Here is a 26,674-nt window from a genome sequence, read left to right as displayed (position 1 = left end):
CGGCCATTCAGCCACCCCCGTAGAACAGGTGATGGTCGCCACCCGGTTTGTTTATCTTGCCGTATCTCTCCATGGACTCCGGATAGCCGAGGCTGCCGTCGGGCCGCTGAACCCTTGCGTTGTCCCAGCCGAAGTTGACCAGGTTCCGGGTGTCGTCGATCTTGGGTTTGCCGGCGTGGAAGTGCGGGCCTGCCGGATCGTTGGTGTGCTCGACCACCACCCGCGAGCCGCTGTCCGTCTCGAACTGCCGGAAATTTCCCCAGTGCGCCGGATCCGGTGAGTAGATGTGTCCGGGTACGTGCTTCAGTTGCTTGTCCCCCGTGACCACCCACTCGGCGATGGGTTCCTCGCCGTAAGGGACACCGGCGAGGTCGAACGCGGCCTTCTCCGCATCCGCACGGTTGTCGAACGGATTGCCCTTCTCGCCACGCGGATACGGACTGAGACCGAGGGGGTCGGACCCGGTGTGCGGGTTGTGGACGTAGGTGGCGGGGTTGGGCGCGGGAGCGAGCCCGAGAGGGTCCGGGGTGAGGTATCGCGCCGTCTCGGGGTCGTAGTGCCGGAACACGTTGTAGTGCAGGCCGGTTTCCGGGTCGTGGTACTGACCGGGGAAGCGGAGCGGGGTGTAGGCCGTGCTGGAACTGCTCCAGGCGGTGGTGCCCCAGAGGGTGGCGCGGGTGCGCCAGGCGATGTCGCCGTCCTGGCCGATCAACTCGGTGGGCGTGCCGACGAGATCGGTGACGATGGCGAAGAAGCGCCGGTCCACCTCGTCCTGACGGGCGTCCGCCGTGAGGATGCGCTCGGTCTGCGAGAGGGGAACGCCGGACCGGTGGTCCCAGGTGAGGGCGACCGCGTTCGGCAGGTCCGGGTGGTGAAGGGTCTGCTCGCAGAGGGTCATGCCGTCCCAGGCGAACCGGGTCTCCTCGACCACGCTGTCGTCGTCCGCAAGACGCTGCTTGGCGACGCGGCGGCCCAGCGGGTCGTAGCGGTAGCGCCAACGGGTCGCGTCGGGGGTGATCACCGACGTGAGCCGGTTCTCGGCGTCCCATGTGTAGCGCCAGGTGTCCGGTTTGCGGGACGGGCGGGTCTTCTGCCGCAGGGTGATGCGGCCGAGGGCGTCGTGTTCGAAGCGGACGGCTCCGGCGCGGGTGATCGCCGTTCCCGCGTAGGTTCGCGGGCCGGTGGCCTCGTTGCCGGGATGGGACGCGGGCCAGAACGCCTCGGTCAGGTTGCCGTCGGCGTCGTAGGCGTACCGCTCCGTCCAGCCCTGCGCGTGGACGGCGGTGACCCGGCCGGCCGGGTCCAGGTCGAAGGTGCGGGTGCCCGACAGGAGGTCGCTGACCGAGCTGAGGTGGCCGTCCGGGCGGTAGGAGTAGGCGCGGCTGCCGAGGGTGCGGCCGGCGACGGTCAGGTGGCTGGCGGAGAGCCGCCCGGCCTCGTCCCAGGCCGAGGTGATGGTGAGGGCGTCGGCGAAGTCCCCGAAGACACGAGCCGTTTCACGGCCCGCGGCATCCTGGGTGAAGACGACCGGGGACCCCCCGGTGGTCAGGCGCTCGGGACGGCCGCCGGCGTCGTACGCGTAGGTGGTCACATGACCGGTGGGAGTGGTACGGCGGGTGCGGCGGCCCACGGCGTTGTACGCGTAGCTGATGGCGCGGCCGTCGACGAGCTCGGACTTGACCCGGCCCCGGCGGTCGTACACGTAGACGAGTTCGCTGTCCGGGCCGGACGCCTGAAGCAGCCTTCCGGCCCCGTCGTAGCCGTAGGTGGTCACCTGGCCCGCGGCGTCCTTCCGCGTCACCTGGCCGAGTCGGTCCCGCTCGAAGGAGATGACGTTGCCGAGCGCGTCGGTCCGGGAGACGAGCTGTCCGGCGGAGTCGAGACGGTAGTCGAGGGTCCGGCCGTCGAAGTCGGTCTCCGAGACCATGCGGCCGGCCGCGTCGTACCGGTAACTCCAGCGTGCGCCTTGCGGGTTGCCGACCTCGACGAGCCGCAGGGCGGCGTCGTACCCGAACTCGTACCGGGCTCCGTTCGGGTGCTCGCGGGCCGCCACCAGGTCGAAGTGGGTGTACTCGAACCGGGACACCCCGCCGATCGGGTCGGTGTGGGTGAGGCGGTTGCCCTCGCCGTCGTAGGTCCACGACTCGGTGGCGCCGTCCGGGGCCTCCCGGCGGACCAGATTGCCGTCCGCGTCCCACTCGAGACACGTGACGCCCCCTGTGGGGTCGGTGACCCGTCGTGCGTGTCCGAGGGCGTCGCGCTGAACCTCGGTGGTCGCGCCGGCCGGGTCGACGACCCGCGCGGGCAGCCCCATGGCGTCGCAACGGACCGTCGTGACGGCTCCCAGCGCGTCGGTGACCGACGTCGGGCATCCGCGAGCGTCGTAGGTGTAATGGGTGGTGTGGCCGGCCGGGTCGGTGAGCGCCACCCGGTTGCCGCGCGCGTCGAAGCTCTGGAGCCAACGGCTGCCGTCCGGGGCCCGGAGGTCCGTGTACCTCCCGAACGGGCCGGGTTTCATCGTGATGCGGCTGCCGTCCGGGCGGACCACGGCGACGAGGCGGTCGTTGTCGTCGTAGGTGTGGGCGAGGGTGCGGCCGAGCGGGTCGGTGTGGGTGAGGAGGTTCCCACGGGCGTCGTAGGTGAAGCTGTTGACGTGGCCCAGTGGATCGGTGGTGGCGAGAACGCGACAGCCGGGGCCGATGAGGTGGCGGGTGGTGTGCCCCTGGGCGGTGGTCAGGGTCGTGGTGCGGTGACCGGTTCCGGCATCGGGCTCGGTGTAGGTGAGGGTGATCTGGATGTGGCCGGCCTCGCCGCCTTCGGCGACGACCCGGTCGCGGTCGTCGTAGGCGTAGTCGTAGCGGTGTGCGTTGGAGTCGATCCAGGCGATGACGCGGCGGCGGTCGTCGTAGACGAAGCTGGTGGTGGCGCCCGAGGGTTTGGTGACGGTGGTGAGGTTGCCGTCCTCGTAGCCGTAGCTCATCAGCGCCAGATCCGCACCGTTCCCGCCCGCGCCGGCCAGGGACAGAGCGGTGACCAGGCCGTCGGTGACGGCCAGGTTCACCTGGGGGCCCGCCGAGTGGACGAGGGCCAGCGGCAGGCCGCCCTCACCGCGGTCGACGGTGATCACGTGACCGTTGCGTTCGGCGACGGCCGACAGCCAGGCCGTGCCGTCGCCGCCCGGCTCGGTGCCGGGAGGAGCGGCGAAATGACGCGTCAGGCCGCTGTCGGGATCGGTGACCATATAGTCGCCGTCGGCGTCGCGGGCCAGCAGCGTGCGGGCCCGGCCCGTCTCCGGGCGGGTGGGCGCGCCGGGGACCGGATGCGGATACGGGATCAGGAGCCCGTCGGCGGTGACGTGGACGACGCCGATCGCGTCGATCTGGAGCCGCTCGTCGACGGTCGAGGTCCAGGCGGTCCCCAGGAAGCGGCCGGCCGTGCAACCGGACTCGGTCCGGCGGGTGAAGACCAGCGGCAGGATGCCGGGCAGCTCCACGTCCGTCTGGGGCAGGAACATCCGGCCCGAGGCCAGATCCACCGGGTCGGTGCCGTCGGTGGTGCGCCCGCCGTCCGGGCGGCGGTGGGTGCCGTCCGGGGCGTCGTCGATCAGGCGGCGCAGCCGCGCGGCGTCGGCGGCCTCCTCGGCGATCCGCACACCCTTCACCGCCGCGCCACCGCCACCCGTGGCCGCGGTCAGGGCGAGGTCGGGGATCAGCCGGCCGAAGCCCTCGGCCGGGTCCTTCATGAAGTCGCCGATCATCTGCTTGCCGGTGCCGACCGGATCGTTGGCGGCGACGACCAGGCCGGCGGCCAGGCTGTTCAGGGACGTGGCGTACTCGGCCGGGTGCGTGATGTTGTACGGGTCCAGGGGGTTGACGCCGCGAACGAAATTGAGGATCCCCGCGGTGCCCTTGACGATGCCGCCGCCGACGTGGTCCTGCATGAGCCGGAGCTCGTCCGTCCCGTCCCTCAGCTGCTCGGCGTAGGACGGCTTATCCGGGGCTGTGTCGCGGGCGGCGCGCACGGCGGAACGTGCGGTCTCCGCCGCCGAGTTCCGCTGCTTGCGGGCCTCGGCCAGCAGGTCCTGGGCGTCCTGCATCAGCTTCTGGCCGGGATCGTCGAACGTCGCCGCCGGCTTGGGCGGGAGCGTGGACGGGTCGCGCTTGTCGGCGGGCTGGGCGTTGTAGCGGTCGACGGCGCCGTTGTAGGCGTCGACCTTCTTGCGGTGGGCGTCGGCGGCGTCCTCGGAGGCCTTGACGCCCTCCTTCCACTTGTCGATCGCCGTCTGCGCCTGCCCCTGCGCCCAGGTGACGGTGCCGGCGAACGCCTCGAGCGCACCGGCCGCCTTCGTGCAGGCGTCGGCACCGGTGAACCACTTGGGCGGCTGGGTGCTCACCGCCGTGCGCAGCGCCTCGGCCGTCTCCCCCTTGAGCCGGGACGAGTCGAGGCCCTTCAGACCCTCGCCCGCGCTGTCGAAGGCCTTCTGGAACGCGCGGAGCTTGGTGGCGGTCGCGTTGATCCTGCTTGCGCTGCCGTAGATCAGTTTGGTCTTGTCCTCGGTCTGCCCAAGATCCATCTCGTCGACCTCGGCGCCCATGCGGTTGGCGACCGAACGCGACTGCTCGCGTACCCAGTCCGCGCCGGACTCCCAGCCGACGTCGTCCAGCCGGTCGGCGGTCCAGTTCCCGGCGTCCTCCACCCGGTTGCCGGCCCACTCGACGCCGTCCTCGACCGCGTCCTCGACCGCGTCGGGCGTGATGTCGCTGATGAAGTCGCCGATACCCACTGTCAGTTACCCCCGGAGTCGCCCTGCTGCTGCGCCTGCTGCGCGCGTTCCTCCGGCGACGGGCCGAAGGTGTCGTCCAGCGCCTGGTCCCACTGGTCGTCGGAGATGCCGAGAGCGTCGTTGAGCACCTGCGACTGCCGCCCGCCCTGGCCCTCGGTGAGAACCGTGCGGCCGGTGTCCTTCCAGGTCTGCTCCATGTCCTGACCGGCCTTGTCCCACGACCCGGCGCTCCAGTCGGGGTTCAGCGAGTCCGGCGTGAACACGTCGCCCCAGTCCTGCCGGGCGATCTCCTCCTCGGTGGCATGCGGGTTGCCGCCCATCACGGAGTTGACGCCCACCTTGAGCGCCCCCGCGATGTACTGGTCGTGCTCCCACTGGGTGCCCGCCGCCAGGCCCAGGCGGTCGGCGAGCGCGCTCGCGTCGCTCACCAGGGCGCGCACACCCCACTCCCAGCGTTCGCAGAAGTCCTCGAAGTCGACCGAGAGGCCGTGGTGTCCGGCCTCCATCCCGGTCATCGCCAGCTCCGAGAAGCCCTTGCCCATCACCGAGCCGGTGGGGCCGCCGAGATCACCGAGCTGGTCGATCGTCGCGCCCACGCCCTGTGTGAACCTGGCGACGGACGCCTTGTCGAGCCGAAGGTCCGGTCCCTCACCGCTCATGACCGCATCCCCTCTTCCGTCTGACCGGCATCGACGGCGACCGCCTCCGCGACGATGCCGACGACCGGCGGGAAGAACATGGCCCCCTCCTGCGTGGCGATGTCGACGGCCACTCCGGCGGGCTCGCCCAGAGCGGGCACGATCTCGTCGACGATGCGCGCGCCGAGCAGTGCCGCGTAGTCCATGGGCTGATCAGCGGACCCGTGGTGCAGGGCGAACCGGGCCAGCGCGGCCTCGTCGGTGAACCCGCAGATCCACCGCACCCCGCCCGACCGCACCGACCACAGGCCTCCGTCGGCCACCGGCACGAGAAGGACGGAGCGTCGCATCTCGCCGATCAGCGCCCGAGGGTCGCCGCCCCCGCTTCTCCGCTCGGCGATGCGCTCGGCGAGCGCCCCTTTCGGCTGCTGCACGGATCCTCCCCGGTCGTCGGACGACTCATGGCACCGTAGAGCAGGACGCGCACGAGGGAGCGGGCGGTTCTGGTGAGGCTCGCCCGGGGTGGTGCGGCCGCGCGCTTCTCGGCTTGGCGAGACCGCGGGCGATGACGGGGTCGGTGTCGTGAGACATCCAACTTCCTCGCCGGGTCTTGGGGTGACGAGGGTGAGGGCGGGGCGGTCGAGGGGGTCGTCGGCGAGGGTCCGGCCCGGGACGTTCGGGCCGCCGAGGGGGTCGGTCGCCGTCGGGTTCAGTCGGAGACGGCGGCGGGCTCCGGCTCCACGGCTGCTGCCTCCGCCTTCGCCTTCACACCCGCACCTGCCTCCGCATCCTTCTGTTCCGTGGGCTCCGCCGCCGCCCCCTCCGTCTGCTCCGTGGCCCCCGACTCTGGCGCTGCCCCTGGCTTTCCCTGCTCCGTGGCCGCTGCCTGCGCCCGCTCCGCTGCCTGCGCGACGCCCGGCATCAGTCCGCCCATCGCTGCGCACTGTTCGGGTCCCATGACATGGGCCAGGGCCCCCGTCACCGTTTCGGCCAGGGTGCCGGACGCCTCCTGGAGCAGGCCGCGGGCCTTCTCGGTGAGGGCCACCTCGACCCCGCGCTTGTCCCCGCACACCGACTTGCGGGTGACGAGGCCGGCGTGCTGGAGACAGGCGATCTGGTAGGTCAGACGGGTCTTGGGCCGCCCCAGCAGCTCCGCGATGCGGGTCATCCGCAGGCCGCCCCGGGGCTGCTCCGCAAGCAGGCACAGGACGAGGAACTCGTCGTGCGAGACGTCGAGCCGCTCCTTCACCACCGAGCGCAAGCGCTGCTCCACCGCCCCCGTGGCGGCCAGGAGCAGCATCCAGCCGCGTAGCTCGGGCGGCAGCAGACCCGTCCCGGCGCCCTGGGCCGTCGGGCATGCGGGCAGGTCGGCGGCGCTGTCAGCGGGGTCTGCCATGGCACGAGTATATCTCTTGTCCAAATTTGCATGACCCTGTTGTTCATATTTGGATTACCGGCTAGCGTGGCCGTGCCCTCTTCACCAGCCGTGGACATCAAGGAGTACGACCATGACCGTCGCCGTGGAAACCGGACTGTGGCAGCTCGACGCGGGCGCCTCCACCGTCGCCCTGAAGCACAAGTCGATGTGGGGCCTGGTCCCCGTCAAGGGCGTCTTCGCCACCGTCGGCGGCGGCGGCGAGGTGAGCGCCGACGGAACCGTCACGGGCACCCTGACCCTGGACGCGGCCTCGATCGACACCAAGAACGCCAAGCGGGACGCGCACCTGCGCAGTGCGGACTTCTTCGACGTCGACAAGTACCCCGAGATCACCTTCGCGCTGCGCGCCTCCGAACTCGGCGCCGACGGGACCGCGCGGATGTCCGGCCAGTTGACCGTGCACGGCATCAGCCGGCCGCAGGCCGTCACCGCGCGCGTGACCCAGGCGGACGCCGACGCGGTCACCCTGGACGCCACCTTCACCGTGGACCGGCAGGAGTTCGGCATCACCACGAACCAGCTCGGCATGATGGGCGGTCTGACGACGATCACCACCACGCTCCGCTTCACGCGCGCGGTCGCCTGACGCGGGACCCGTGGACCTGCGCCGGTGAACCGGTGGCGGATCCGCGGCGGCACGCGGTGGAGGTTGCCGGCCCAGGTGTGCGGGGTTCGCCCACGCCCCGCTCGTGGACGGGGTGCACTTCGAGGGACCGACGGCGGTGGTGCGGTGAGGTGAAGCCGCATCTCGGTGCCGGAAAGCGTGGCGGTCCGTGTCGCTGTTGGGCCGAACGGGTGACTTGGCGTAAGAATTGACTGGTGCACGCATTGAAGGCGAGTCAGTTCGGGGGGTGCCGGTGAACCGTTACGACGTCACCGATGAACAGTGGGAAGGGCTCGCTCAGGTTGTTCCCTTGCGAGGCCGGGACGCGTGGCCGTCTGCGGTGGGCCACCGCGCGCTCCCGGACGCGGAGACCGAGACCCGGCGCCGGTTCGTCGTGCTGCGGATCAACGTCTTCGCGGACGCCCGTGAGGTGGCCGAGACGCTGATGGCGGGCATTCCGGTGCTGCTCGACCTGACAGGCGCGGAGACCGACACCGCCAAGCGTGTCCTGGACTTCTCCACCGGGGTCGTCTTCGGCCTGGCCAGCGGCATGCACCGGGTCGACCGCAATGTCTTCCTGCTGACCCCGCCGGGCACCGAGGTGAGCGGAATCATGGAGGGGGCGGGACTTCCCGGGGCCTGAGCCGGCCCCGCCGGGCGGCCGGTCTCCCGGGCGGCCGGCGCCGCGGCGCTCGAGCACTCGGGCGCTCGGCGGCCCACCGAGCGGTGGGCGACCAGGGTGACAACCCTCGTACTGGCCCGCCGGGCTTCGCTGACGCGCCCCGGGGCCCCGGGGCGCGTCGGGCGCCCGGGGCCATGACTGCGGTCGCTCGATCGTAGGAAGGTTTTCCAGGCGGAACGGTTCGCCGGGCGGGCGGAGTCCTACCGTCCGGATATGCCCTCGCCGTTTCCCTCCCCCCTGCCCTTACCCCCGCACGCGTCCGACGGGGCGCCGCCCGGGGAAGCCGCTCGTGCCGTGCCCGCGGCCGCTCGTACCGTGCCCGCACAGGCGTCGTCCGGGGCGGAGCGGCACACCCCGCCCGCGCCCGCGTCCGGCACGCCGTCCGTCCGGGCGCAGTACCTCCGGCCGTGCGTCACCGAACTGCGGCTCTCCGCCTTCGCGGGGCACCGGCGGGCCCGGTTCCCGCTGGGTGCGGTCACGTTGTTCGTCGGGGCCAGCGGGAGCGGCAAGAGCAGTGCGCTGCGGGCGTACGAGGCACTGGCGCGGCTCGGGGGCGGGGCCCGGCTGGGGGAGGTGTTCGCCGATCCGGTCGCGTGTGTGCCCGAGGGGGCGCGGCCCGATGCCCAGCGTCGTCGGGGCTTCCGCATCGGATGCACGGCCGACGGGCCCGGCGGGCCGGTCCGGCTCGACGTCGCCGTGCAGGCCGAACCCGAGCTGCGCATCGTGGGGGAGCGGCTGAGTGCCGCGGGCGTCGTGCTCCTGGAGACGGCCCTGCGCGATCCCGGACGGCGCACGGTACAGGCCGCCTGGCACACCGGCGGTTCCGCACCGGTGACGCGCGCCCCGCTGCCCGACGACCGGCTCGGCACCGCGCTGCTGCCGCTGCGCGTGGCGGGCAGGACCGACGGGCAGCGGCAGGTACTGGCCGCCGCCGAACAGATGGTGGTCGCCCTGCGGTCCGTCTTCGCCTGCGATCCGCAGCCCGACTGGATGGGCGTCCCCGTCCCCACCGGCTCCGGCCGGCTGCTCGCCGGATGCGACAACCTCGCCGACGTCCTGTGGCGCACCCGCGAGGAGTGTGGAAGACGGCACGCGGCACTGGTGGCGGCGCTGTCCGCGGGATCGGCGGGACCGGTCGTGGACCTGCGCGCCGAGACGCTGGCCGACGGCACGGTCCGCGCGCTGCTCGACCGCGCCGACGGCAGCCGCACGGAGCTGGCCCGGCTGGGATACGGCGAACTGCGCTACCTCGCCCTCGCGCTGGTGCTGCTCACCGGCCCGGGCGTCCTCGACGTGGACCCGGCCGGCGAGGTGCCCGCCGCGATGCAGACCCTCACCCTGCTCGCGGACGGCCTCGACCGGGGCCTCGACGTGCGGCAGCGGGCCGAACTGCTGCGGCTGGCGGTGCGGATGGCCGAGCGCGGGCACATCCGCTGTGTCGGTGCGGTCAGCGACGGGCACGGGGCCGCCCGGACGGAGGGGGTGACGGTGGTACACCTGGGTCCGTGACGGAACAACACCTCGACGTGGCGAAGCTTCAGCGCAGACTGGCCGAGTTCGCCGCCGCGCGGAACTGGCAGCCCTTCCACACCCCCAAGAACCTCGTCGCCGCGCTCAGCGTGGAGGCATCCGAACTGGTGGAGATCTTCCAGTGGTTGACGCCGGAGGAGTCGGCCCGCGTGATGGACGACCCGGACACCGCGCACCAGGTCACCGACGAGGTCGCCGACGTCCTCGCCTATCTGCTGCAACTGTGCGAGGTGCTCGGCGTCGATCCGCTGGCCGCGCTGGCCGCGAAGATCGACCGCAACGAGCACAGGTTCCCGGCACCGTAGCGGCGGCGACGCGCCACCTCTCCCCGCCCCGGCGCCCCGCTGCTTCGGGCGGGAGCCGCGTTCCGTCTTCACTCTCCGCAGTCGGCCGGCGGGCCGAAATCGATTTGTTGTCCACAGATTTCGGTCTTCCTCTGGCTTTTCGCCCCACACGCCCTCACTCTGGGTAGTGGACTGGTGGACACGGGTGTTCGGGCGGCGTGCGGCAGCGCGTCGGGGCAGACGGGGGCAGCGCATGGACGCGGTGCAGCTCATTCTGACGAGCAGGCGCGCGCTTTCGGGCGGCGGCGAGGGAGCGGGAATCCTCCAGGAGGTGTGGCAGGCGCAGGCCCTGGCGCAGGCGATCGGCAGTCGTCTCGCCGTCTCGGGCCCGCCCGAACTGCGCGGCGAGGCGCTGGGGCTGACCGAGCTGGCGGGACGGGGCTGCGGTGTGCTGGGTGCGCCGGATCTCGACCCGGGGGACCTGCTCGCCGCCCGCCTCACCGAACTGGACGACGCCCGTTGCGCCCTGCTCGACCTGAGCGGTCTGCTGGGCGAGGTCGGCATCGCCCTGGTCGGCCTGGCGAGCTCGGCGGACGACCAGGGCACGTACTGGAAGTGCATGGAGGCCATCGACGCGGCCGACGAATCCAGGGACCGGGTCCTGGAGATGTTGCGCAAGCTGGCGGCGAGGGAGGAACGGGAGGAGAGAGAGGGCGCCCTGCCGGAGAGATGAGGAGCTGCGACCCGCTCGGTGCCCGGGGAGGGAAGCGGTGCTCGGGTGGGCCGGTGCCCGGGGCGGCGCACCCGTCGTTCACCCGGCCGGGGACGGCGGCGCGGAGGGGACCGGTGGGGTCGAGAAGGAGGCCGGAGTGCAGGATGGAGACATGGATCTCCGTATCTTCACCGAGCCCCAGCAGGGGGCGACCTACGACACCCTCCTCGCCGTGGCCAAGGCCACCGAGGACCTCGGGTTCGACGCCTTCTTCCGGTCCGACCACTATCTGAAGATGGGCGACGCCGACGGCCTCCCAGGTCCCACGGACGCCTGGATCACCCTCGCCGGGCTCGCCCGCGAGACCAAGCGCATCCGCCTCGGCACGCTCATGACCGCCGGCACCTTCCGGCTGCCCGGCGTCCTCGCCATCCAGGTCGCGCAGGTGGACCAGATGTCGGGTGGCCGTATCGAACTCGGCCTGGGCGCGGGCTGGTTCGAGGAGGAACACAAGGCGTACGGCATCCCCTTCCCGAAGGAGAAGATCGGCCGCCTGGAGGAGCAGCTGGAGATCGTCACCGGCCTGTGGGCCACGGAGGTCGGCAAGACCTACGACTTCCACGGCACGTACTACGACCTCACCGGCTCGCCCGCGCTGCCCAAGCCCGCCCAGGCGAGGATCCCGGTGCTGATCGGCGGCACCGGCGCGTCCCGTACCCCGCGGCTGGCCGCCCGGTTCGCCGACGAGTTCAACATGCCGTTCAGCACGGTCGAGGACAGCGAGCGTCAGTTCGGCCGGGTCCGGGCGGCCGCGGCGGAGATCGGCCGTGCCGCCGACGCGATCACCCTCTCGAACGCCCTCGTCGTCTGCGTCGGCAAGGACGAGCAGGAACTCGCCCGCCGTGCCGCCGCGATCGGCCGCGAGGTGGACGAGCTGAGGACGAACGGGCTGGCCGGTTCCCCGGCCGAGGTCGTCGACAAGATCGGCCGATACGCCGAGGCCGGCTCCCGGCGGTTCTACCTCCAGGTCCTCGACCTGCACGACCTCGACCACCTGGAGCTGATCTCCGCCGAAGTGCAGGCGCAGCTCACCTGATCCCGGAAACGGGGGGCGGGACCGGAAGGGAAGCCGGAGGCCGCCGGCCCGGCTCGGACATCGTTGTCCCCCTTGTCCTCCTTGTCCGCCCGCCGGGACGTGCCGCCGGGCGGCTGTGACAGGGCTGTGACCGGAGGTATGGCTTCCGTCACGGTCGGCCGGGCGGCGCACTGATGAGGTGGCCGGATGCCTGGATTCCTCCCGCTCCTTCCGGCCCTGGCCGCGGTACTGCTCCTCTCGGCATGCGGATCGGAACGCGCCGCCACGCAGAACGGCGGTGCCCGTGCGGACGGTTCGACGCCGCGGACCGAGGTCACCCGGCCCGCGGTCGACGGAGTCCGGATCACCTCGGTGACCGTCCCCTCCGCCCCTTCCGACCCCGCGACCCCCGGCGCGTCCGGTGTCGACGGAGCCGTCGAGGCCGAGCGGCTCCCGGCCGAGCACGCGGGCGACTCCGGGATCTCGGCCGCCTACGAGGTCATCAACTCCGGTACCGAGTCGATGACCTACACCGTTCTCTTCACCTTCACGACGAGCGCGGGCGAGGTCATGAGCAACCAGCGGGTGACCGTGCGCTCGGTGGGGGCAGGCCGGACGGTGCGGGGGACCGTCCGACCGGAGGCGCGCGTCGTGGGATCGTCGCGGGTGACGACGGTGAAGATCGGCGAGGTGACCAAGGTCCCGGCGGACGAGGCGCCGGCCGAGGCGGGGGTGTGCCCGCCCTCCGGGATCCGCCTCACGGCCGATGACGGTGACGCCGCGATGGGGCTGCGGGTCGTGGGAATCATCCTCGAGAACTGCGGACAACAGGACTACACCCTGAACGGATACCCGCAGGTCAGCCTGCTGGACGAGGACCGCCGTCCGGTCGAAGGGATCAAGATCTTCAAGGGGAGCGGCGGCATCGCCACGCTCGCCGGGTTCGACGACGCGCCCCGGCCCGTCACCCTGAAGCCCGGCGAACGCGCGAACGCCGGTCTGACCTGGCGCAACACCACCGGCTTCGGCGCCGCGGTCGAGGTCCCCTACGTACGGGTGCGTGCCAAGTCCGGCGCCGCCCCGGTGATGGTGACCCCTCACCTGGACCTCGGCACCACCGGAAAGCTGGGCGTCAGCCCCTGGCGCGCAGCGGCGCGGTAGCCGCGGACCCGCCGACCGGACCGCCTCCGACGAGCCGTCCGGTCTGCCGGCGCCCGACGAGCCGGCCGCCCCGGCGCCTACCCGGCGAGCCGCAGCCGCACGGCCGCTGTCCGGCCGCCGCCCGCACGGACTCCGGTGTCCGTCCGTCGCTTTCCCGGTCCGATGCCCTGCACGGGGCCTGACCAGCGTCGACGGGGCGGCCGGAAGGGAAAATCGCGAGTTTCGCCCGAGCGTTCTCGGTACGTTGTAGGAGCGGACGAGCGCGCGACCGGCGCGCTTCCGCTCCTTTTTCCGAACCTTACCGAGGCACCCACGTGTTCCTGACGATCAGCACCACCGGCACCCCCGAACGCCCCGCCACCGACCTGGGCTTCCTGCTGCACAAGCATCCCGACAGGGCGCAGACGTTCTCCACCTCCTTCGGCACGGCCCACGTCCTGTACCCCGAGGCCGATGCCGAGCGCTGCACGGCGGCGCTGCTGCTGGAGGTGGACGCCGTGGCGCTGGTGCGGCGCGGCAAGGGCAAGGGTCGGGGCGGCGCTCCGGACGCGGCCCTCGCGCAGTACGTCAACGACCGCCCCTACGCGGCCTCCTCGCTGCTCGCGGTCGCCCTGAGCGGCGTGTTCTCCAGCGCGATGCGCGGCGTGTGCGCGGCCCAGCCGGGACTGCCGGCGCAGACGCGGCCGTTGCGCATCGAGGTACCCGCACTGCCCGCACGCGGGGGCGTCGGCCTCGTACGTTCTCTCTTCGAGCCGCTCGGCTGGGCGGTGACCGCGGAACCGGTGCCCCTCGACAAGGAGTTCGAGGCGTGGGGGGACTCGCGGTACGTGAGCCTGGTGCTGGAGTCGGAGACGCTCACCGTGGCCGAGGCACTGCGTCACCTGTACGTCCTGCTGCCCGTACTCGACGACGCAAAGCACTACTGGGTCTCCTCCGACGAGGTCGACAAGCTGCTGCGCGCCGGTGAGGGCTGGCTGTCCGAGCATCCCGAGCAGAAACTGATCACCAGCCGCTATCTCTCCCGCCGCTGGTCGCTCACCCGGCAGGCGATGGAGCGGCTGGAACTGGTCCGGCTGGCCGAGGCCGACGACAGCGAGGTCGAGGAGATCGACAACGCGGTCGAGGCGGAGGCCGAGACGCAGGAGCGTCCGACCCCGCTGGCCGTGCTGCGCCGCGAGGCCATCGTCAGGGCGCTGACGGAGTCCGGGGCCGCCCGGGTCCTGGACCTCGGGTGCGGGCAGGGGCAGTTGGTGCAGGCGCTGCTGAAGGACCCGCGATTCACCGAGATCGTCGGGGTCGACGTGTCGATGCGCGCGCTCACCATCGCCTCCCGCCGTCTGAAGCTGGACCGGATGGGTGAGCGGCAGGCCTCCCGTGTTCAGCTCCTCCAGAGTTCGCTGGCCTACACCGACGCCCGCCTCAAGGGCTACGACGCCGCCGTCCTCGGCGAGGTGATCGAACACCTCGACCTGCCGCGGCTGCCCGCCCTGGAGTACGCGGTGTTCGGCTCGGCCCGTCCGCGCACGGTCCTGGTGACCACCCCGAACGTCGAGTACAACGTCCGCTGGGAGAGCCTCCCGGCCGGCCATGTCCGGCACGGTGACCACCGCTTCGAGTGGACCCGCGAGGAGTTCCGCGGCTGGGCGGCCGCGGTCGCCGGACGGCACGGTTACGAGGTCGGGTTCGTGCCGGTCGGTCCCGACGACCCCGAGGTCGGGCCGCCGACCCAGATGGCCGTGTTCACCCTGGCCACGACCGGCGCCGGACACGGCCACGCGCACGAGAAGAAGAAGGAGGCGCAGGCAGCATGACCGAGACCCAGGCTTCCCCGCGGCGGGGCCGTGCGCTGCCCGTCACCGACCTCTCCCTCGTGGTGCTCATCGGAGCGTCCGGGTCCGGCAAGTCCACCTTCGCCCGAAGGCACTTCAGGCCCACCGAGATCATCTCCTCCGACTTCTGCCGCGGGCTGGTCTCCGACGACGAGAACGACCAGAGCGCCACGCGGGACGCCTTCGACGTCCTGCACTACATCGCGGGCAAGCGGCTCGCGGCCGGCCGGCGCACGGTGGTCGACGCCACCAGCGTGCAGCCGGACGCCCGTCGTCAGCTGATCGACCTGGCCAAGCAGTACGACGTGCTGCCCATCGCCATCGTCCTCGACGTGCCGGAGGAGGTGTGCGCCGAACGCAACGCGACCCGCACGGACCGCGCCGACATGCCCCGCCGGGTCATCCAGCGCCACACCCGCGAACTGCGCCGTTCGCTGCGCCACCTGGAGCGCGAGGGCTTCCGCAAGGTGCACGTCCTGCGGGGTGTCGAGGACGTCGAGAACGCCACGGTCGTCACCGAGAAGCGCTACAACGACCTGACCCACCTGACCGGTCCCTTCGACATCATCGGCGACATCCATGGCTGCGCCTCGGAACTGGAGTCGCTGCTGGGCAAGTTGGGCTATGCCGACGGCGTGCACCCGCAGGGCCGGCAGGCCGTGTTCGTCGGCGACCTCGTCGACCGCGGCCCGGACAGCCCGGGCGTGCTGCGCCGCGTGATGTCGATGGTGAAGGCGGGCAGCGCCCTCTGTGTGCCGGGCAACCACGAGAACAAGTACGGCCGGTATCTCCGCGGCCGCAACGTCCAGCACACCCACGGTCTGGCCGAGACCATCGAGCAGATGGAGAGCGAGAGCGAGGAGTTCCGCAGCGAGGTGCGGGAGTTCATCGCGGGCCTCGTCAGCCACTATGTCCTCGACGGCGGCAGGCTCGTCGTCTGCCACGCGGGTCTGCCGGAGAAGTACCACGGCCGTACCTCCGGCCGGGTCCGTTCGCACGCGCTGTACGGCGACACCACCGGTGAGACCGACGAGTTCGGCCTGCCGGTGCGTTACCCGTGGGCGGAGGACTACCGGGGCCGGGCGGCGGTGGTGTACGGCCACACGCCCGTCCCGGAGGCCACCTGGCTCAACAACACGATCTGTCTGGACACGGGCGCCGTGTTCGGCGGCAAGCTGACCGCGCTGCGTTGGCCGGAACGCGAGCTGGTCGACGTACCGGCGGAGCGGGTCTGGTACGAGCCGACGAAGCCGCTGCGCTCCGAGGCGCCCGGCGGGCACGACGGCCGTCCGCTGGACCTGGCGGACGTCCACGGCCGACGTGTCGTCGAGACCCGCTACGAGGGGCACCACCGTGTCTCCGTCCGTGAGGAGAACGCGGCCGCGGCGCTGGAGGTCATGAGCCGCTTCGCGGTGGACCCGCGACTGCTGCCGTACCTCCCGCCGACGATGGCCCCCACGGCGACCTCGCACGTCGAGGGCTATCTCGAACATCCGGCGGAGGCGTTCGCGCAGTACGCGCAGGACGGGGTCGCGCGGGTCGTGTGCGAGGAGAAGCACATGGGCTCGAGGGCGGTGGCCCTGGTGTGCCGGGACGCGGAGGCGGCACGCAGGCGGTTCGGTGTGGAGGGTCCCACCGGATCCCTCTACACCCGGACGGGCCGGCCGTTCTTCGACGACGAGAGCGTCACGGAGGAGATCCTCGGGCGCATCCGGACGGCGGTCGAGGCGGCGGGCCTGTGGACGGAGCTGGCCGCATCCGACAGCACCTCCGGCGCGGTGGACTGGCTCCTGCTGGACGCCGAGCTGATGCCCTGGTCGCTGAAGGCCTCGGGTCTTCTCCGCTCGCAGTACGCGGCCGTGGGCGCCGCGTCCGGCGCGGTGTTCCCGGGCGCCCTGTCCGCGCTGGAGGGGGCGGCGGCCAGGGGGGTCGACGTGGGTGACCTCCTCTCCCGCCAGCGTGAACGCGCCTCGGACGCGGCCGCGTTCACGCAGGCGTACCGCCGCTACTGCTGGACGACGGACGGTCTGGAGGGCGTACGTCTCGCCCCGTTCCAGATCCTCGCCGTGCAGGGCCGCAGCCTCGCGGACCTGCCGCACGACGAGCAGCTGGGGCTCCTGGACCGGCTGGTGGAACACGACAACACCGGCCTGCTCCAGACCACCCGGCGTCTCTACGTCGACACGGCGGACGCCGAGTCCGTCCGGGCCGGCGTCGACTGGTGGCTGGAGATGACGGGCCGGGGCGGCGAGGGCATGGTCGTCAAGCCGCTGGGAGCCGTGGTCCGCGGCGAGGGGGGACGCCTGGTGCAGCCGGGCGTCAAGTGCCGGGGCCGTGAGTACCTGCGGATCATCTACGGCCCCGAGTACACCCGCCCGGACAACCTCGCCCGGCTGCGCGGCCGCTTCCTCAACCACAAGCGGTCGCTGGCGATACGCGAGTACGCCCTCGGTCTGGAGGCCCTGGCCCGCCTGACGGAGGGCGAGCCCCTGTGGCGCGTCCACGAGGCGGTGTTCGCGGTCCTGGCCCTGGAGTCGGAGCCGGTGGACCCCCGCCTGTGACGCCTGCGCCCGGCCCGTGCCGCGAGCACGGGCCGGGCTCCCGCCGACGGCGGAGGCCCCTGCCACCTCCCGGGGCGCGGGTCCGGGCGCGTCCGGCCGCCGTGAGCGCGTCGACGGCCACGCCCGCCTGCGTGGGGACCGGGGAGCGCCAGGGGTCCGGGGCCGGCGATTCCAGGTCCGTCCCCGCACCGGGCCGCCGGTGCGGCGGACGCCGCTGCCAGGGCCGGGGGATCCCGCCGGGCTCGCGTCCGCCGGTCGACGTCCGGGCAGTGGTGTCCGAGCATCGGCCGGGGGATCCCGCCGGGCTCGCGTCCGCCGGTCGGCGTCCGGGCAGCGGTGTCCGAGCATCGGCCGGGGGATCCCGCCGGGCTCGCGTCCGCCGGTCGGCGTCCGGGCAGCGGTGTCCGAGCATCGGCCGGGGGATCCCGCCGGGCTCGCGTCCGCCGGTCGGCGTCCGGGCAGCGCGCGCCCGGACATGCGGAGATCGGAAGGGCCGTCGGTGGTGGGCGAGTCGGCCCGCCGATGTGACGGCGGGTCCGCGGAGTGCGGCGGCCTCGTATGCGGATGTCCGTACGGGTTCGTAGCCGGATGACCGGGGTCGGGCGAGGCGGGGCGTGGTGCGGCCGGGGAGGGGGCGGGCACCGTTCAGCCGACGAGCCGCAGCGCCGCCTCCGCCTTGCCGACGCGTACCCGCTGTCCCCAGGTGAGTTCCACCGCGTCGCTCTCGATGCCGTCGCCGAAGGCGATGAGCCGTTCCGACTCGACGGTGAGGGTCAGGCGGCCGCCGGCCGGCAGCTCGCCCGCGACGAGGGAGGTGCCGGTCGCGGGGGAGGGCCAGGCCTCGCGCACGAACCACACCAGCCGGTCCTCCGTCGGGCCGGGCAGCCGCGGGCCGGCGTCGCCGCTGCCGCCGCCGCGCTCCTGCCACACCGAGCGGATCCAGCCGGTCGCCCCCGTGCCCGTCCCCACCAGCACCCCGGACGAGGCCTGGGCCTCGACGGCACCCCCGTCGTCGTCGAGGCCCAGGCGGTAGCGGGCGGTCTGGTGACCGGCGGCGCCCAGGTAGATCTCGTTGAGGGCCAGCAGCCGCTGCGTGTCGTCGGCGACCGCCTCGACCATGGTCAGCTCGGCCATGCCGGTGCCCGCCGCCAGCGCGGCGGGCAGCAGGAGGCGGGCGTCCGCCGGACGGTGACGCACCAGGACGCCCGGGTTGCGGCCGGGGTCGGTGTCGATGCCCACCACGGGCTGGCCGGCCAGGTACTTGGCGGCGTTCGCCACGAGCCCGTCCTGGCCGACGACCACCACCACGTCCTCGGGTGCGAAGAGGAAGCGGTCCAGGTCCGCCCGCTCCACCCGGGTCTGGCGCCAGGTCAGCGGAATCGCCGCCGTCACCTCGGCCAGGGCGTGCCTGGTGCGACGGTGGCGGTCGGCGACCTCCTCGATGTCCCGTCCCCGCGAGGAGAGGAAGAAGGCGGCCTGGCCGTGGGTGCCGTGCCGGGCCACCAGCTCCTCGTACTCCGTGGTGCGGTGGACCAGCACGGCCCGCGGGGCGAGACTCATTCCCGGTCCCCGGCGCCGAGCTTCGACAGGAGCCCGGTGAGGACGTCGGGCGAGACCGTCACGCTGTCGATGCGCGGCAGGTTCTCCGCCAGACGTGTCCCGGTGAGGGCGTGCAGGGTCGCCACGTCGACGTCCGCGTGCACCCGCAGCCACGCCGCCTGTGCCTGGGCCCGTGCCTCGCCGACCTCGCGCGCCGCCTGTGCCTCGGCGTGGGCGAGCTGCACCGAGCGGGCGGCTTCCGCCTCCGCGAGCCGGACCGTGCGCGCCGCCTCCGCCACGGTCAGCCGTTCCGTGCGCTGGGCCTCGGCCTCCGCCAGCCGCACCTGCTTCGCGGCCTCGGCCTCGGCCAGCTTCACCGAGCGTGCGGCCTCCGCCTCCGCGAGCCGTACGGAGCGGGTCGCCTCGGCCTCCGCCCGTACCTTGTCCGCCGCCGCGCTCTCCTCCGCCTCGCGGCGGGTGTTCGTACCGCGCTGCTCCACCAACTGCTCTTCGCGGCGGGCCAGTTCGATCTTGCTGGCCAGTTCGTTCTCGGCGATCGTCCGCTCGCGTTCGACGGCCACCGCCCGCCGCTCGTACGTCGCCCGGTCGGCCTCCTGCTGGATCTGCTCACGCGCCGGGGTGCGCAGCGCCCGCTCCACCTCGGGCTCCGGACGCAGTGCGACGACCCGTACGGCCACGATCTCGATGCCGGTGGCCGGGAGCCGAGGCTCCGCCGCCAGCCCTGCCGCCACCCGTTCCCGCACCGAGGTCACGCCGTCGACCAGCGCCGAGGACAGCGAGGTACGCGCGAGGACGTCCAGCGCGTGCTGCTGCGCCGTCTCGGTCAGCAGTGTGCCGAGCTGCTCCAGGGGGGCACTGCGCCAGACACCCGTGTCCGGGTCGATGGAGAAGTCGAGACGGGCGGCCGCGACGGCCGGGTCGCTGACCCGGTAGGTCACCGTGGCCTGCACCGTCACGTCCTGGAAGTCGACCGTACGGGCGTGGAAGGTCATCGCCAGCTCGCGGTCGTCCACCGGTACTTCGGAGAGTGCGGCGCTCAGCGAGCGGAACCAGAAGCTCAGCCCCGGTCCGTCGTGGACCAGCTTGCCGGAACGGTGGTGGCGCACATGCGCCGTCGGGGCGCCGCGCAGATGGCGCCAGCCCAGGCGCCGGGTGATGTCGGCCATGAGTGGCCCCCCTGTTCATTTTCGTCAGTGCGACGATAAGCGAACGATAGCCCTGCCCCCCCTTGTCGTCAAGGGGACGAGAAAGAGAGGTGAGGGAAGGGAAGTGCAACAAGCTCGCTCGGAAACGGTCCAGTGGGGGGTGAAGGCGGTCCGCGATGGTCAGGATGGAGGCATGGGATTCCATGTCGACTCCGAGGCCGGGCGGCTGCGCCGCGTCATCCTGCACCGGCCGGATCTCGAGCTCAAAAGGCTCACGCCCAGCAACAAGGACGCGCTTCTCTTCGACGACGTGCTGTGGGTGCGCCGTGCGCGCGCCGAGCACGACGGGTTCGCCGACGTGCTGCGCGACCGCGGTGTCGCGGTGCACCTCTTCGGCGACCTGCTCACCGAGGCCCTGGAGATCCCGGCGGCCCGAGCGCTCGTCCTGGACCGCGTCTTCGACGAGAAGGAGTACGGGGTGCTCGCGACCGACCACCTCCGCGCCGCCTTCGAGACGCTCCCCGCCCCGGAACTGGTGGAGGCCCTCGTCGGGGGCATGACGAAAAGGGAGTTCCTGGAGGCGCATCCCGAACCGACCTCGGTGCGCTTCCATGTCATGGACCTCGACGACTTCCTCCTCGACCCGCTCCCCAACCACCTCTTCACCCGCGACACCTCCGCCTGGATCTACGACGGCGTCGCCATCAACGCCATGCGCTGGCCGGCCCGGCAGCGCGAGACCGTCCACTTCGAGGCGATCTACCGGCACCACCCCCTCTTCCGCGGCGAGACGTTCCGCGTCTGGTCCGAGGGGCAGGCCGACTACCCGTCGACCATCGAAGGCGGTGACGTCCTCGTCATCGGCAACGGCGCCGTCCTGATCGGCATGAGTGAGCGCACCACCCCGCAGGCCGTCGAGATGCTCGCCCACAAGCTGTTCGCGGCGGGCTCGGCCGAGACCATCGTGGCGCTCGACATGCCGAAGCGGCGTGCCTTCATGCACCTCGACACCGTGATGACCATGGTCGACCGGGACATCTTCACCCAGTACGCGGGCCTCGGCATGCTGCGTTCGTACACCATCGAACCGGGCGTCGGCGAGAAGGAGCTCAAGGTCACCGACCATCCGCCGGAGCACATGCACCGCGCGATCGCCGCGGCTCTCGGGCTGAGCGAGATCCGTGTGCTCACGGCCACCCAGGACGTCCACGCGGCCGAGCGCGAGCAGTGGGACGACGGCTGCAACGTCCTCGCCGTGGAGCCGGGCGTCGTCGTCGCCTACGAGCGCAACGTCACCACCAACACCCATCTGCGCAAGCAGGGCATCGAGGTGATCGAGATCCCGGGCAGCGAGCTGGGCCGGGGGAGGGGCGGACCGCGCTGTATGAGCTGTCCGGTCGAACGGAGTGCCGTATAGGCGTACGGGTGTCTGTATAAAAATGCTGAGTGTCGTATAGACTTCCGGGGTCCTTGTCACCGCAGTCCCACGCGCGCTGCGTCTCCTCACCGCACTTCTGGAGCGACCCCATGGCGACAGTCCCGACCGCCCTCGCCGGCCGCCACTTCCTCAAGGAGCTGGACTTCTCCGAGGAGGAGTTCCGCGGACTGATCGAGCTGGCCGCCGAGCTGAAGGCCGCCAAGAAGGCCGGGACCGAGGTCCAGTACCTGCGCGGCAAGAACATCGCACTGATCTTCGAGAAGACCTCGACGCGCACCCGCTGCGCGTTCGAGGTCGCCGCGGCCGACCAGGGCGCCTCCACCACGTACCTCGACCCCTCCGGCTCCCAGATCGGCCACAAGGAGTCGGTGAAGGACACCGCGCGGGTGCTGGGCCGGATGTACGACGGCATCGAGTACCGCGGGGACAGCCAGCGGAAGGTCGAGGAACTCGCCCTGCACGCGGGAGTGCCCGTCTACAACGGTCTCACCGACGACTGGCACCCCACCCAGATGCTCGCCGACGTGCTCACGATGACCGAGCACTGCGCCAAGAACCTCGCCGACGACGGGTTCGTCCTCGCCTACCTCGGCGACGCCCGGTTCAACATGGGCAACTCCTACCTGGTCACCGGCGCCCTGCTCGGCATGGACGTCCGCATCGTCGCGCCCAAGGAGTACTGGCCCGCCGACGAGGTGATCACGCAGGCCCGCAAGCTGGCCGAAGGCTCCGGCGCCGCGATCCTGCTCACCGAGGACCTCGCCGAGGGCGTGGCCGGCGCCGACTTCGTCGCCACCGACGTGTGGGTCTCCATGGGGGAGCCCAAGGAGATGTGGGACGAGCGGATCGCCGCCCTCGGCCCCTACGCCGTGACGATGGACGTCCTGCGCGCGACCGGCAACCCGGACGTCAAGTTCCTGCACTGCCTCCCGGCCTTCCACGACCTCGGCACCAAGGTGGGCCGCGAGATCCACGCCAGTCACGGCCTGGACTCCCTCGAGGTGACGGACGAGGTGTTCGAATCGGCCCACTCGGTCGTCTTCGACGAGGCGGAGAACCGCCTGCACACGATCAAGGCCGTACTCGTGGCGACGCTCGCCTGAGCGCCCCCACGCCGAGAGCGGGGCCCGGGCGGCCGCCGGCGCCGCGGTGATCGGCCCGCGGCCGTCGCGGGGGCGCGCCCTGCGGCGCCGGATCCGACGGCGCGGGCCGCCGGCCGAGGTGTGTCACGCCGGGTTCGGACGCCACTGCGGCGGGACGGCGGCCAGCCTGAACCACACCGCCTTGCCCTGCTCGGTGGGCCGGTGCCCGCAGGACGAGCTGAGGGCGCGGATCAGCAGCAGCCCGCGCCCGTGCTCCTGCCAGGGGTCGGGCTCCTCCAGGGCGGGGCGGGTGAGATCGCCGGGCGCCACGGGGTCGGGGTCGTGCACCTCGATCCGGCAACCGGTCGGCTGGAGCTCCACCACCAGCTCTATCGGCGCGTCCCCGGCGGTGTGCTCCACGGCGTTCGCCACCAGCTCCGCGGTGAGCAGCTCCGCGGTGTCGCTGTCCGCCCCGTGCTTCAGCTCGGCCAGCGCCGTACGGACCAGCGCACGGGCCACCGGCACGGCCGCGGCGGAGTGCGGCAGCGCGATACGCCAGGAGGCGGCCGGTTCGGAGGGGCGTTCGTGCAAGGCGAGTCCGTTCATGGCGCAGGGTCCGGTGATCGACATCAGACCGTCCCGCTTTCGATTCGAAGAATGGTACGGCGGCCTCCGTGGGAGGCGTTCGGCGGGCGCCGTACGGGACCGTCGGCCCCTGTCGGGCGGCTTACCCGGATCAACGGTCCGCCTCGCGCACCCGATCCCGTTGTTACCGCGCTATTGACGACCGGTGACGTGTGTGACGAGAACACGGCGTGCGGTGACACAGCGATTCTCCCCGGCCGGTCTATCGCGCACTCCTGACGACAGTCACAACAAGGTGATAACTTCGGAAGCGACTGTCGAGGAGGCCGCCCTGATGAGTCCCTTCACCGGCTCCGCCACCCGCACCTCCGACTGGCACCACCTGCGCGTCGATCTCGCCGACGGGGTCGCCACCGTCACCCTGGCCCGTCCCGAGAAGCTCAACGCCCTCACCTTCGGCGCCTACGCCGACCTGCGCGACCTGCTCGCCGAGCTGTCCCGGGAGCGGTCGGTCCGCGCCCTGGTCCTGGCCGGCGAGGGCCGCGGCTTCTGCTCCGGCGGCGACGTCGACGAGATCATCGGCGCCACCCTCGGCATGGACACCGCCCGGCTCCTCGACTTCAACCGGATGACCGGACAGGTCGTGCGCGCGGTACGGGAGTGCCCGTTCCCGGTCGTCGCGGCCGTGCACGGCGTGGCCGCGGGCGCCGGCGCCGTCCTCGCCCTGGCCGCGGACTTCCGCGTCGCCGACCCCAGCGCCCGCTTCGCGTTCCTCTTCACCCGCGTCGGCCTCTCCGGCGGCGACATGGGCGCCGCCTACCTGCTGCCCCGGGTGGTCGGTCTCGGCCATGCCACCCGGCTGCTCATGCTCGGCGAACCGGTCCGCGCACCCGAGGCCGAGCGCATCGGCCTGATCAGCGAACTGACCGAGGAGGGCCGGTCCGACGAGGCGGCACAGGCGCTGGCCCGCCGCCTCGCGGACGGCCCTGCCCTGGCGTACGCCCAGACGAAGGCCCTGCTGACGGCCGAGCTGGACATGCCCCTGGCGGCGGCGGTGGAACTGGACGCCGCGACCCAGGCCCTCCTGATGAACGGCGAGGACTACGCGGAGTTCCACGCGGCCTTCACGGACAAGCGCCCTCCGAAGTGGCGGGGACGATAGACGTGGTGGCCGACGCGCGGGCGTCGTCCCCTGCGCCGCGGGACGGTGCCGACGGGCGGCTCCGCGGCGCACGACCGGACCGCACGCGCCCGCGGCCTCCCGAACCGGCCGGCCACCCCCTGCGCGTCGCGATCATCGGCGGCGGCCCCGGCGGTCTCTACGCGGCGGCCCTGCTGAAACGCCTCGACCCGGCCCGCGAGATCACCCTGTGGGAACGCAACGCCCCCGACGACACCTTCGGCTTCGGAGTCGTCCTCTCGGACGAGACCCTCGGCGGCATCGAACACGCCGACCCGCAGGTCTACGCGGCCCTCCAGCGGGACTTCGTCCGCTGGGACGACATCGACATCGTGCACCGCGGCACCCGGCACACCTCCGGCGGGCACGGCTTCGCCGCCCTCGGCCGGCGCCGGCTCCTGGAGATCCTGCACGAACGCTGCCGCTCCCTCGGCGTCGCCCTGCGCTTTCGCACCGAGGCGCCCGGTCCCGCACGGCTGGCGAAGGAGTACGACCTCGTCATCGCCGCCGACGGTGTGCACAGCACCACCCGTGAGTCGTACGCCCAGGTGTTCCGCCCCCAGGTGACCGGACACCACTGCCGTTACATCTGGCTCGCCGCGGACTTCGCCCTGGACGCCTTCCGCTTCGAGATCGCGGAGACCCCGCACGGCGTGATGCAGCTGCACGGCTACCCCTACGCGGCCGACGCCTCGACCGTGATCGTCGAGATGCGCGAGGAGGTCTGGCGGGCCGCCGGGTTCGACGGACTCGCCGAGCAGGACTCGGTGGAGCGCTGCGCCAAGATCTTCGCGGAAGCCCTCGGCGGACGCCCCCTCAGCTCCAACAAGTCCGCCTGGACCACCTTCCGTACCGTCGTCAACGAGCGCTGGTCGCACGGCAACGTCGTCCTCCTGGGCGACGCCGCCCACACCGCCCACTTCTCCATCGGCTCCGGCACCAAGCTCGCCGTCGAGGACGCCCTGGCGCTGGCTGCCTGTCTGCGAGAACACCCCGATGTCCGGGACGCGTCGGCCGCCTACGAGGAGGAGCGCAGACCCGTCGTCGCCTCCACCCAGCGGGCCGCCCGCGCCAGCCTGGAGTGGTTCGAGAACATCGGCCTCTACCTCGACCAGCCGCCCCGCAGGTTCGCCTTCAACCTGCTCACCCGCAGCCGCCGGGTCACCCACGCCAACCTGCGCCTGCGTGATCCCCGCTTCACCGAGGCCGTGGAGCGGGAGGCCGGCTGCCCGCCCGGCACGCCCCCGATGTTCACCCCGTTCCGGCTGCGCGGTCTGACCCTGCGCAACCGGGTCGTCGTCTCACCCATGGACATGTACTCCGCCACCGACGGTCTCCCCGGCGACTTCCACCTCGTCCACCTCGGCTCCCGCGCACTCGGCGGTGCCGCACTGGTGATGACCGAGATGGTGTGCGTGTCCGCCCAGGGGCGCATCACACCCGGCTGCACCGGCCTGTACACCGCCCGCCAGGCCGACGCCTGGCGGCGCATCACCGACTTCGTGCACCACCGGGCGCCGGGCGCCGCGATCGGCGTCCAGCTCGGCCACGCCGGACGCAAGGGGTCGACGAAGCTGATGTGGGAGGGCATGGACGAACCGCTGCCCGACGGCAACTGGCCGCTCGTGGCCGCCTCCCCACTGCCGTACAAGCCGGACAGTCAAACGCCCCGCGAACTCACCCGGGCCCAACTCACGGACCTCAGGCATCAGTTCGCCGACGCCGCTCGTCGGGCCGCCCGGTCCGGCTTCGACCTCCTCGAACTGCACTGCGCGCACGGCTACTTGCTGTCCGGGTTCCTCTCGCCGCTGACGAACCGCCGCACGGACGCCTACGGAGGGCCGCTCGCCGGGCGGCTGCGGTTTCCGCTGGAGGTCTTCGACGCGGTCCGTACGGTATGGCCGGCGGAACGGCCGATGACCGTCCGCATCTCCGCCACCGACTGGGCGCGGGGCGGTACTTCGGCCGACGACGCCGTCGAGATCGCCCGTGCCTTCGCCGCGCACGGCGCCGACGCGATCGACGTGTCGACCGGACAGGTGGTGGCCGACGAACGCCCCGAGTTCGGCCGCTCCTACCAGACGCCCTTCGCGGACCGGATCCGGCACGAGGCGAAGGTGCCCGTGATCGCGGTCGGCGCGATCTCCTCCTGGGACGACGTCAACTCGCTGATCCTGGCAGGGCGCACCGACCTCTGCGCCCTCGCCAGGCCCCACCTCCACGACCCGAACTGGACCCTGCACGCGGCCGCGGAGCAGGGCTACACCGGACCGGGCGCCGAATGGCCCGCCCCCTACCGGGCAGGCAGCCGGCCCCCGCGCACGGGCCGTACGGACGTACCCCGGTCCGCGCGGACCGGCCGGCTGACGCAGGATCCGGCCGTGTGA

19 protein-coding genes and 1 pseudogene are annotated in these 26,674 nt (G+C 72.3%); 13 read left to right on the top strand and 7 right to left on the bottom strand.

Features of this window, described 5'->3' with window-relative positions; translation table 11 throughout:
* Positions 1-7 precede the first annotated feature (7 nt).
* The 4 genes and pseudogenes from OHS71_RS11060 to OHS71_RS11045 all read right to left on the bottom strand — a co-directional run.
* Positions 8-4,783 carry a putative T7SS-secreted protein gene (locus OHS71_RS11060; protein WP_328479223.1) on the bottom strand — a complete coding sequence of 1,592 codons (4,776 nt, stop codon included), beginning with the start codon at positions 4,781-4,783 and terminating at the stop codon, positions 8-10.
* 2 nt (positions 4,784-4,785) lie between these two features.
* The gene (locus tag OHS71_RS11055) at positions 4,786-5,442 is read right to left on the bottom strand and encodes a hypothetical protein (RefSeq protein WP_328479222.1); all 657 of its coding nucleotides are present in this window, start codon (positions 5,440-5,442) and stop codon (positions 4,786-4,788) included.
* On the bottom strand, positions 5,439-5,855 hold the full coding sequence (locus OHS71_RS11050) for an SseB family protein (protein WP_328479221.1): 417 nt from the start codon (positions 5,853-5,855) through the stop codon (positions 5,439-5,441). The genes OHS71_RS11055 and OHS71_RS11050 overlap by 4 nt, the downstream gene beginning before the upstream one ends.
* A gap of 470 nt (positions 5,856-6,325) precedes the next feature.
* Positions 6,326-6,817 (bottom strand): annotated as a pseudogene (locus OHS71_RS11045) (MarR family winged helix-turn-helix transcriptional regulator); the annotation flags it as partial.
* A 112-nt stretch (positions 6,818-6,929) separates the two neighbouring features.
* Here OHS71_RS11045 and OHS71_RS11040 point away from each other — a divergent pair.
* The 9 genes from OHS71_RS11040 (at position 6,930) to OHS71_RS11000 (ending at position 17,297) form a co-directional block, all read left to right on the top strand.
* A complete protein-coding gene (locus tag OHS71_RS11040; RefSeq protein WP_328479220.1) occupies positions 6,930-7,445 on the top strand; it encodes a YceI family protein in 516 nt (171 codons plus the stop codon).
* Between the two features lie 271 nt (positions 7,446-7,716).
* Entirely contained in the window at positions 7,717-8,106 is a 390-nt protein-coding gene (locus tag OHS71_RS11035; protein ID WP_328479219.1) for a cell division protein SepF, read from the top strand.
* A gap of 252 nt (positions 8,107-8,358) precedes the next feature.
* Positions 8,359-9,654: an ATP-binding protein gene (locus tag OHS71_RS11030; protein WP_443046904.1), complete on the top strand. Its 1,296-nt coding sequence runs from the start codon at positions 8,359-8,361 to the stop codon at positions 9,652-9,654.
* On the top strand, positions 9,651-9,980 hold the full coding sequence (locus OHS71_RS11025) for a nucleotide pyrophosphohydrolase (protein ID WP_328479217.1): 330 nt from the start codon (positions 9,651-9,653) through the stop codon (positions 9,978-9,980). The genes OHS71_RS11030 and OHS71_RS11025 overlap by 4 nt, the downstream gene beginning before the upstream one ends.
* 232 nt (positions 9,981-10,212) lie before the next feature.
* Positions 10,213-10,692 (top strand): DUF6099 family protein, encoded by a 480-nt coding sequence (locus OHS71_RS11020; protein ID WP_328479216.1) that lies wholly within the window; start codon positions 10,213-10,215, stop codon positions 10,690-10,692.
* A 151-nt stretch (positions 10,693-10,843) separates the two neighbouring features.
* Positions 10,844-11,767, top strand: a complete 924-nt coding sequence (locus OHS71_RS11015; protein ID WP_328479215.1) for an LLM class F420-dependent oxidoreductase — start codon at positions 10,844-10,846, stop codon at positions 11,765-11,767.
* Between the two features lie 186 nt (positions 11,768-11,953).
* Positions 11,954-12,907, top strand: a complete 954-nt coding sequence (locus OHS71_RS11010; RefSeq protein ID WP_328479214.1) for a DUF4232 domain-containing protein — start codon at positions 11,954-11,956, stop codon at positions 12,905-12,907.
* Positions 12,908-13,221: 314 nt separating this feature from the next.
* On the top strand, positions 13,222-14,718 hold the full coding sequence (locus OHS71_RS11005; RefSeq protein WP_328479213.1) for a 3' terminal RNA ribose 2'-O-methyltransferase Hen1: 1,497 nt from the start codon (positions 13,222-13,224) through the stop codon (positions 14,716-14,718).
* Positions 14,715-17,297, top strand: a complete 2,583-nt coding sequence (locus OHS71_RS11000) for a polynucleotide kinase-phosphatase (RefSeq protein ID WP_328479212.1) — start codon at positions 14,715-14,717, stop codon at positions 17,295-17,297. The genes OHS71_RS11005 and OHS71_RS11000 overlap by 4 nt, the downstream gene beginning before the upstream one ends.
* A gap of 645 nt (positions 17,298-17,942) precedes the next feature.
* Here the strand turns inward: OHS71_RS11000 and OHS71_RS10995 are convergent.
* Both OHS71_RS10995 and OHS71_RS10990 read right to left on the bottom strand, forming a co-directional pair.
* Entirely contained in the window at positions 17,943-18,857 is a 915-nt protein-coding gene (locus OHS71_RS10995; protein WP_328479211.1) for a hypothetical protein, read from the bottom strand.
* On the bottom strand, positions 18,854-20,023 hold the full coding sequence (locus OHS71_RS10990) for an SPFH domain-containing protein (protein WP_328479210.1): 1,170 nt from the start codon (positions 20,021-20,023) through the stop codon (positions 18,854-18,856). The genes OHS71_RS10995 and OHS71_RS10990 overlap by 4 nt, the downstream gene beginning before the upstream one ends.
* Positions 20,024-20,195: 172 nt before the next feature.
* On the opposite strand from OHS71_RS10990, the gene OHS71_RS10985 reads away from it, so the two are divergent.
* Both OHS71_RS10985 and argF read left to right on the top strand, forming a co-directional pair.
* On the top strand, positions 20,196-21,419 hold the full coding sequence (locus OHS71_RS10985; protein ID WP_328479209.1) for an arginine deiminase: 1,224 nt from the start codon (positions 20,196-20,198) through the stop codon (positions 21,417-21,419).
* Between the two features lie 110 nt (positions 21,420-21,529).
* Positions 21,530-22,543, top strand: coding sequence for an ornithine carbamoyltransferase (gene argF, locus OHS71_RS10980; RefSeq protein ID WP_328479208.1), 1,014 nt, complete (start codon positions 21,530-21,532; stop codon positions 22,541-22,543).
* A gap of 123 nt (positions 22,544-22,666) precedes the next feature.
* On the opposite strand, the gene OHS71_RS10975 is transcribed toward argF, so the two are convergent.
* Positions 22,667-23,128 (bottom strand): ATP-binding protein, encoded by a 462-nt coding sequence (locus OHS71_RS10975; protein WP_328484472.1) that lies wholly within the window; start codon positions 23,126-23,128, stop codon positions 22,667-22,669.
* Between the two features lie 313 nt (positions 23,129-23,441).
* On the opposite strand from OHS71_RS10975, the gene OHS71_RS10970 reads away from it, so the two are divergent.
* Positions 23,442-24,269: an enoyl-CoA hydratase family protein gene (locus tag OHS71_RS10970; RefSeq protein WP_328479207.1), complete on the top strand. Its 828-nt coding sequence runs from the start codon at positions 23,442-23,444 to the stop codon at positions 24,267-24,269.
* 5 nt (positions 24,270-24,274) lie between these two features.
* Positions 24,275-26,674 carry a bifunctional salicylyl-CoA 5-hydroxylase/oxidoreductase gene (locus OHS71_RS10965; RefSeq protein ID WP_443046903.1) on the top strand — a complete coding sequence of 800 codons (2,400 nt, stop codon included), beginning with the start codon at positions 24,275-24,277 and terminating at the stop codon, positions 26,672-26,674.

Origin of the sequence: Streptomyces sp. NBC_00377, assembly GCF_036075115.1 — a bacterium.
Taxonomy (GTDB): Bacteria; Actinomycetota; Actinomycetes; order Streptomycetales; family Streptomycetaceae; genus Streptomyces.
Note: the sequence above shows the minus strand (reverse complement) of the source record. Positions and strands in the feature narration are given on the sequence as shown.

What these genes read in the sequence shown, in the direction of transcription:
- OHS71_RS11055 (WP_328479222.1), bottom strand. Translation starts at nt 5,442, where the DNA reads ATGAGCGGTGAGGGACCGGACCTTCGGCTCGACAAGGCGTCCGTCGCC.
- OHS71_RS11040 (WP_328479220.1), top strand. Translation starts at nt 6,930, where the DNA reads ATGACCGTCGCCGTGGAAACCGGACTGTGGCAGCTCGACGCGGGCGCC.
- OHS71_RS11030 (WP_443046904.1), top strand. Translation starts at nt 8,359, where the DNA reads ATGCCCTCGCCGTTTCCCTCCCCCCTGCCCTTACCCCCGCACGCGTCC.
- OHS71_RS11020 (WP_328479216.1), top strand. Translation starts at nt 10,213, where the DNA reads ATGGACGCGGTGCAGCTCATTCTGACGAGCAGGCGCGCGCTTTCGGGC.
- OHS71_RS11015 (WP_328479215.1), top strand. Translation starts at nt 10,844, where the DNA reads ATGGATCTCCGTATCTTCACCGAGCCCCAGCAGGGGGCGACCTACGAC.
- OHS71_RS11010 (WP_328479214.1), top strand. Translation starts at nt 11,954, where the DNA reads ATGCCTGGATTCCTCCCGCTCCTTCCGGCCCTGGCCGCGGTACTGCTC.
- OHS71_RS11000 (WP_328479212.1), top strand. Translation starts at nt 14,715, where the DNA reads ATGACCGAGACCCAGGCTTCCCCGCGGCGGGGCCGTGCGCTGCCCGTC.
- OHS71_RS10995 (WP_328479211.1), bottom strand. Translation starts at nt 18,857, where the DNA reads ATGAGTCTCGCCCCGCGGGCCGTGCTGGTCCACCGCACCACGGAGTAC.
- OHS71_RS10990 (WP_328479210.1), bottom strand. Translation starts at nt 20,023, where the DNA reads ATGGCCGACATCACCCGGCGCCTGGGCTGGCGCCATCTGCGCGGCGCC.
- OHS71_RS10985 (WP_328479209.1), top strand. Translation starts at nt 20,196, where the DNA reads ATGGGATTCCATGTCGACTCCGAGGCCGGGCGGCTGCGCCGCGTCATC.
- argF (WP_328479208.1), top strand. Translation starts at nt 21,530, where the DNA reads ATGGCGACAGTCCCGACCGCCCTCGCCGGCCGCCACTTCCTCAAGGAG.
- OHS71_RS10975 (WP_328484472.1), bottom strand. Translation starts at nt 23,128, where the DNA reads ATGAACGGACTCGCCTTGCACGAACGCCCCTCCGAACCGGCCGCCTCC.
- OHS71_RS10970 (WP_328479207.1), top strand. Translation starts at nt 23,442, where the DNA reads ATGAGTCCCTTCACCGGCTCCGCCACCCGCACCTCCGACTGGCACCAC.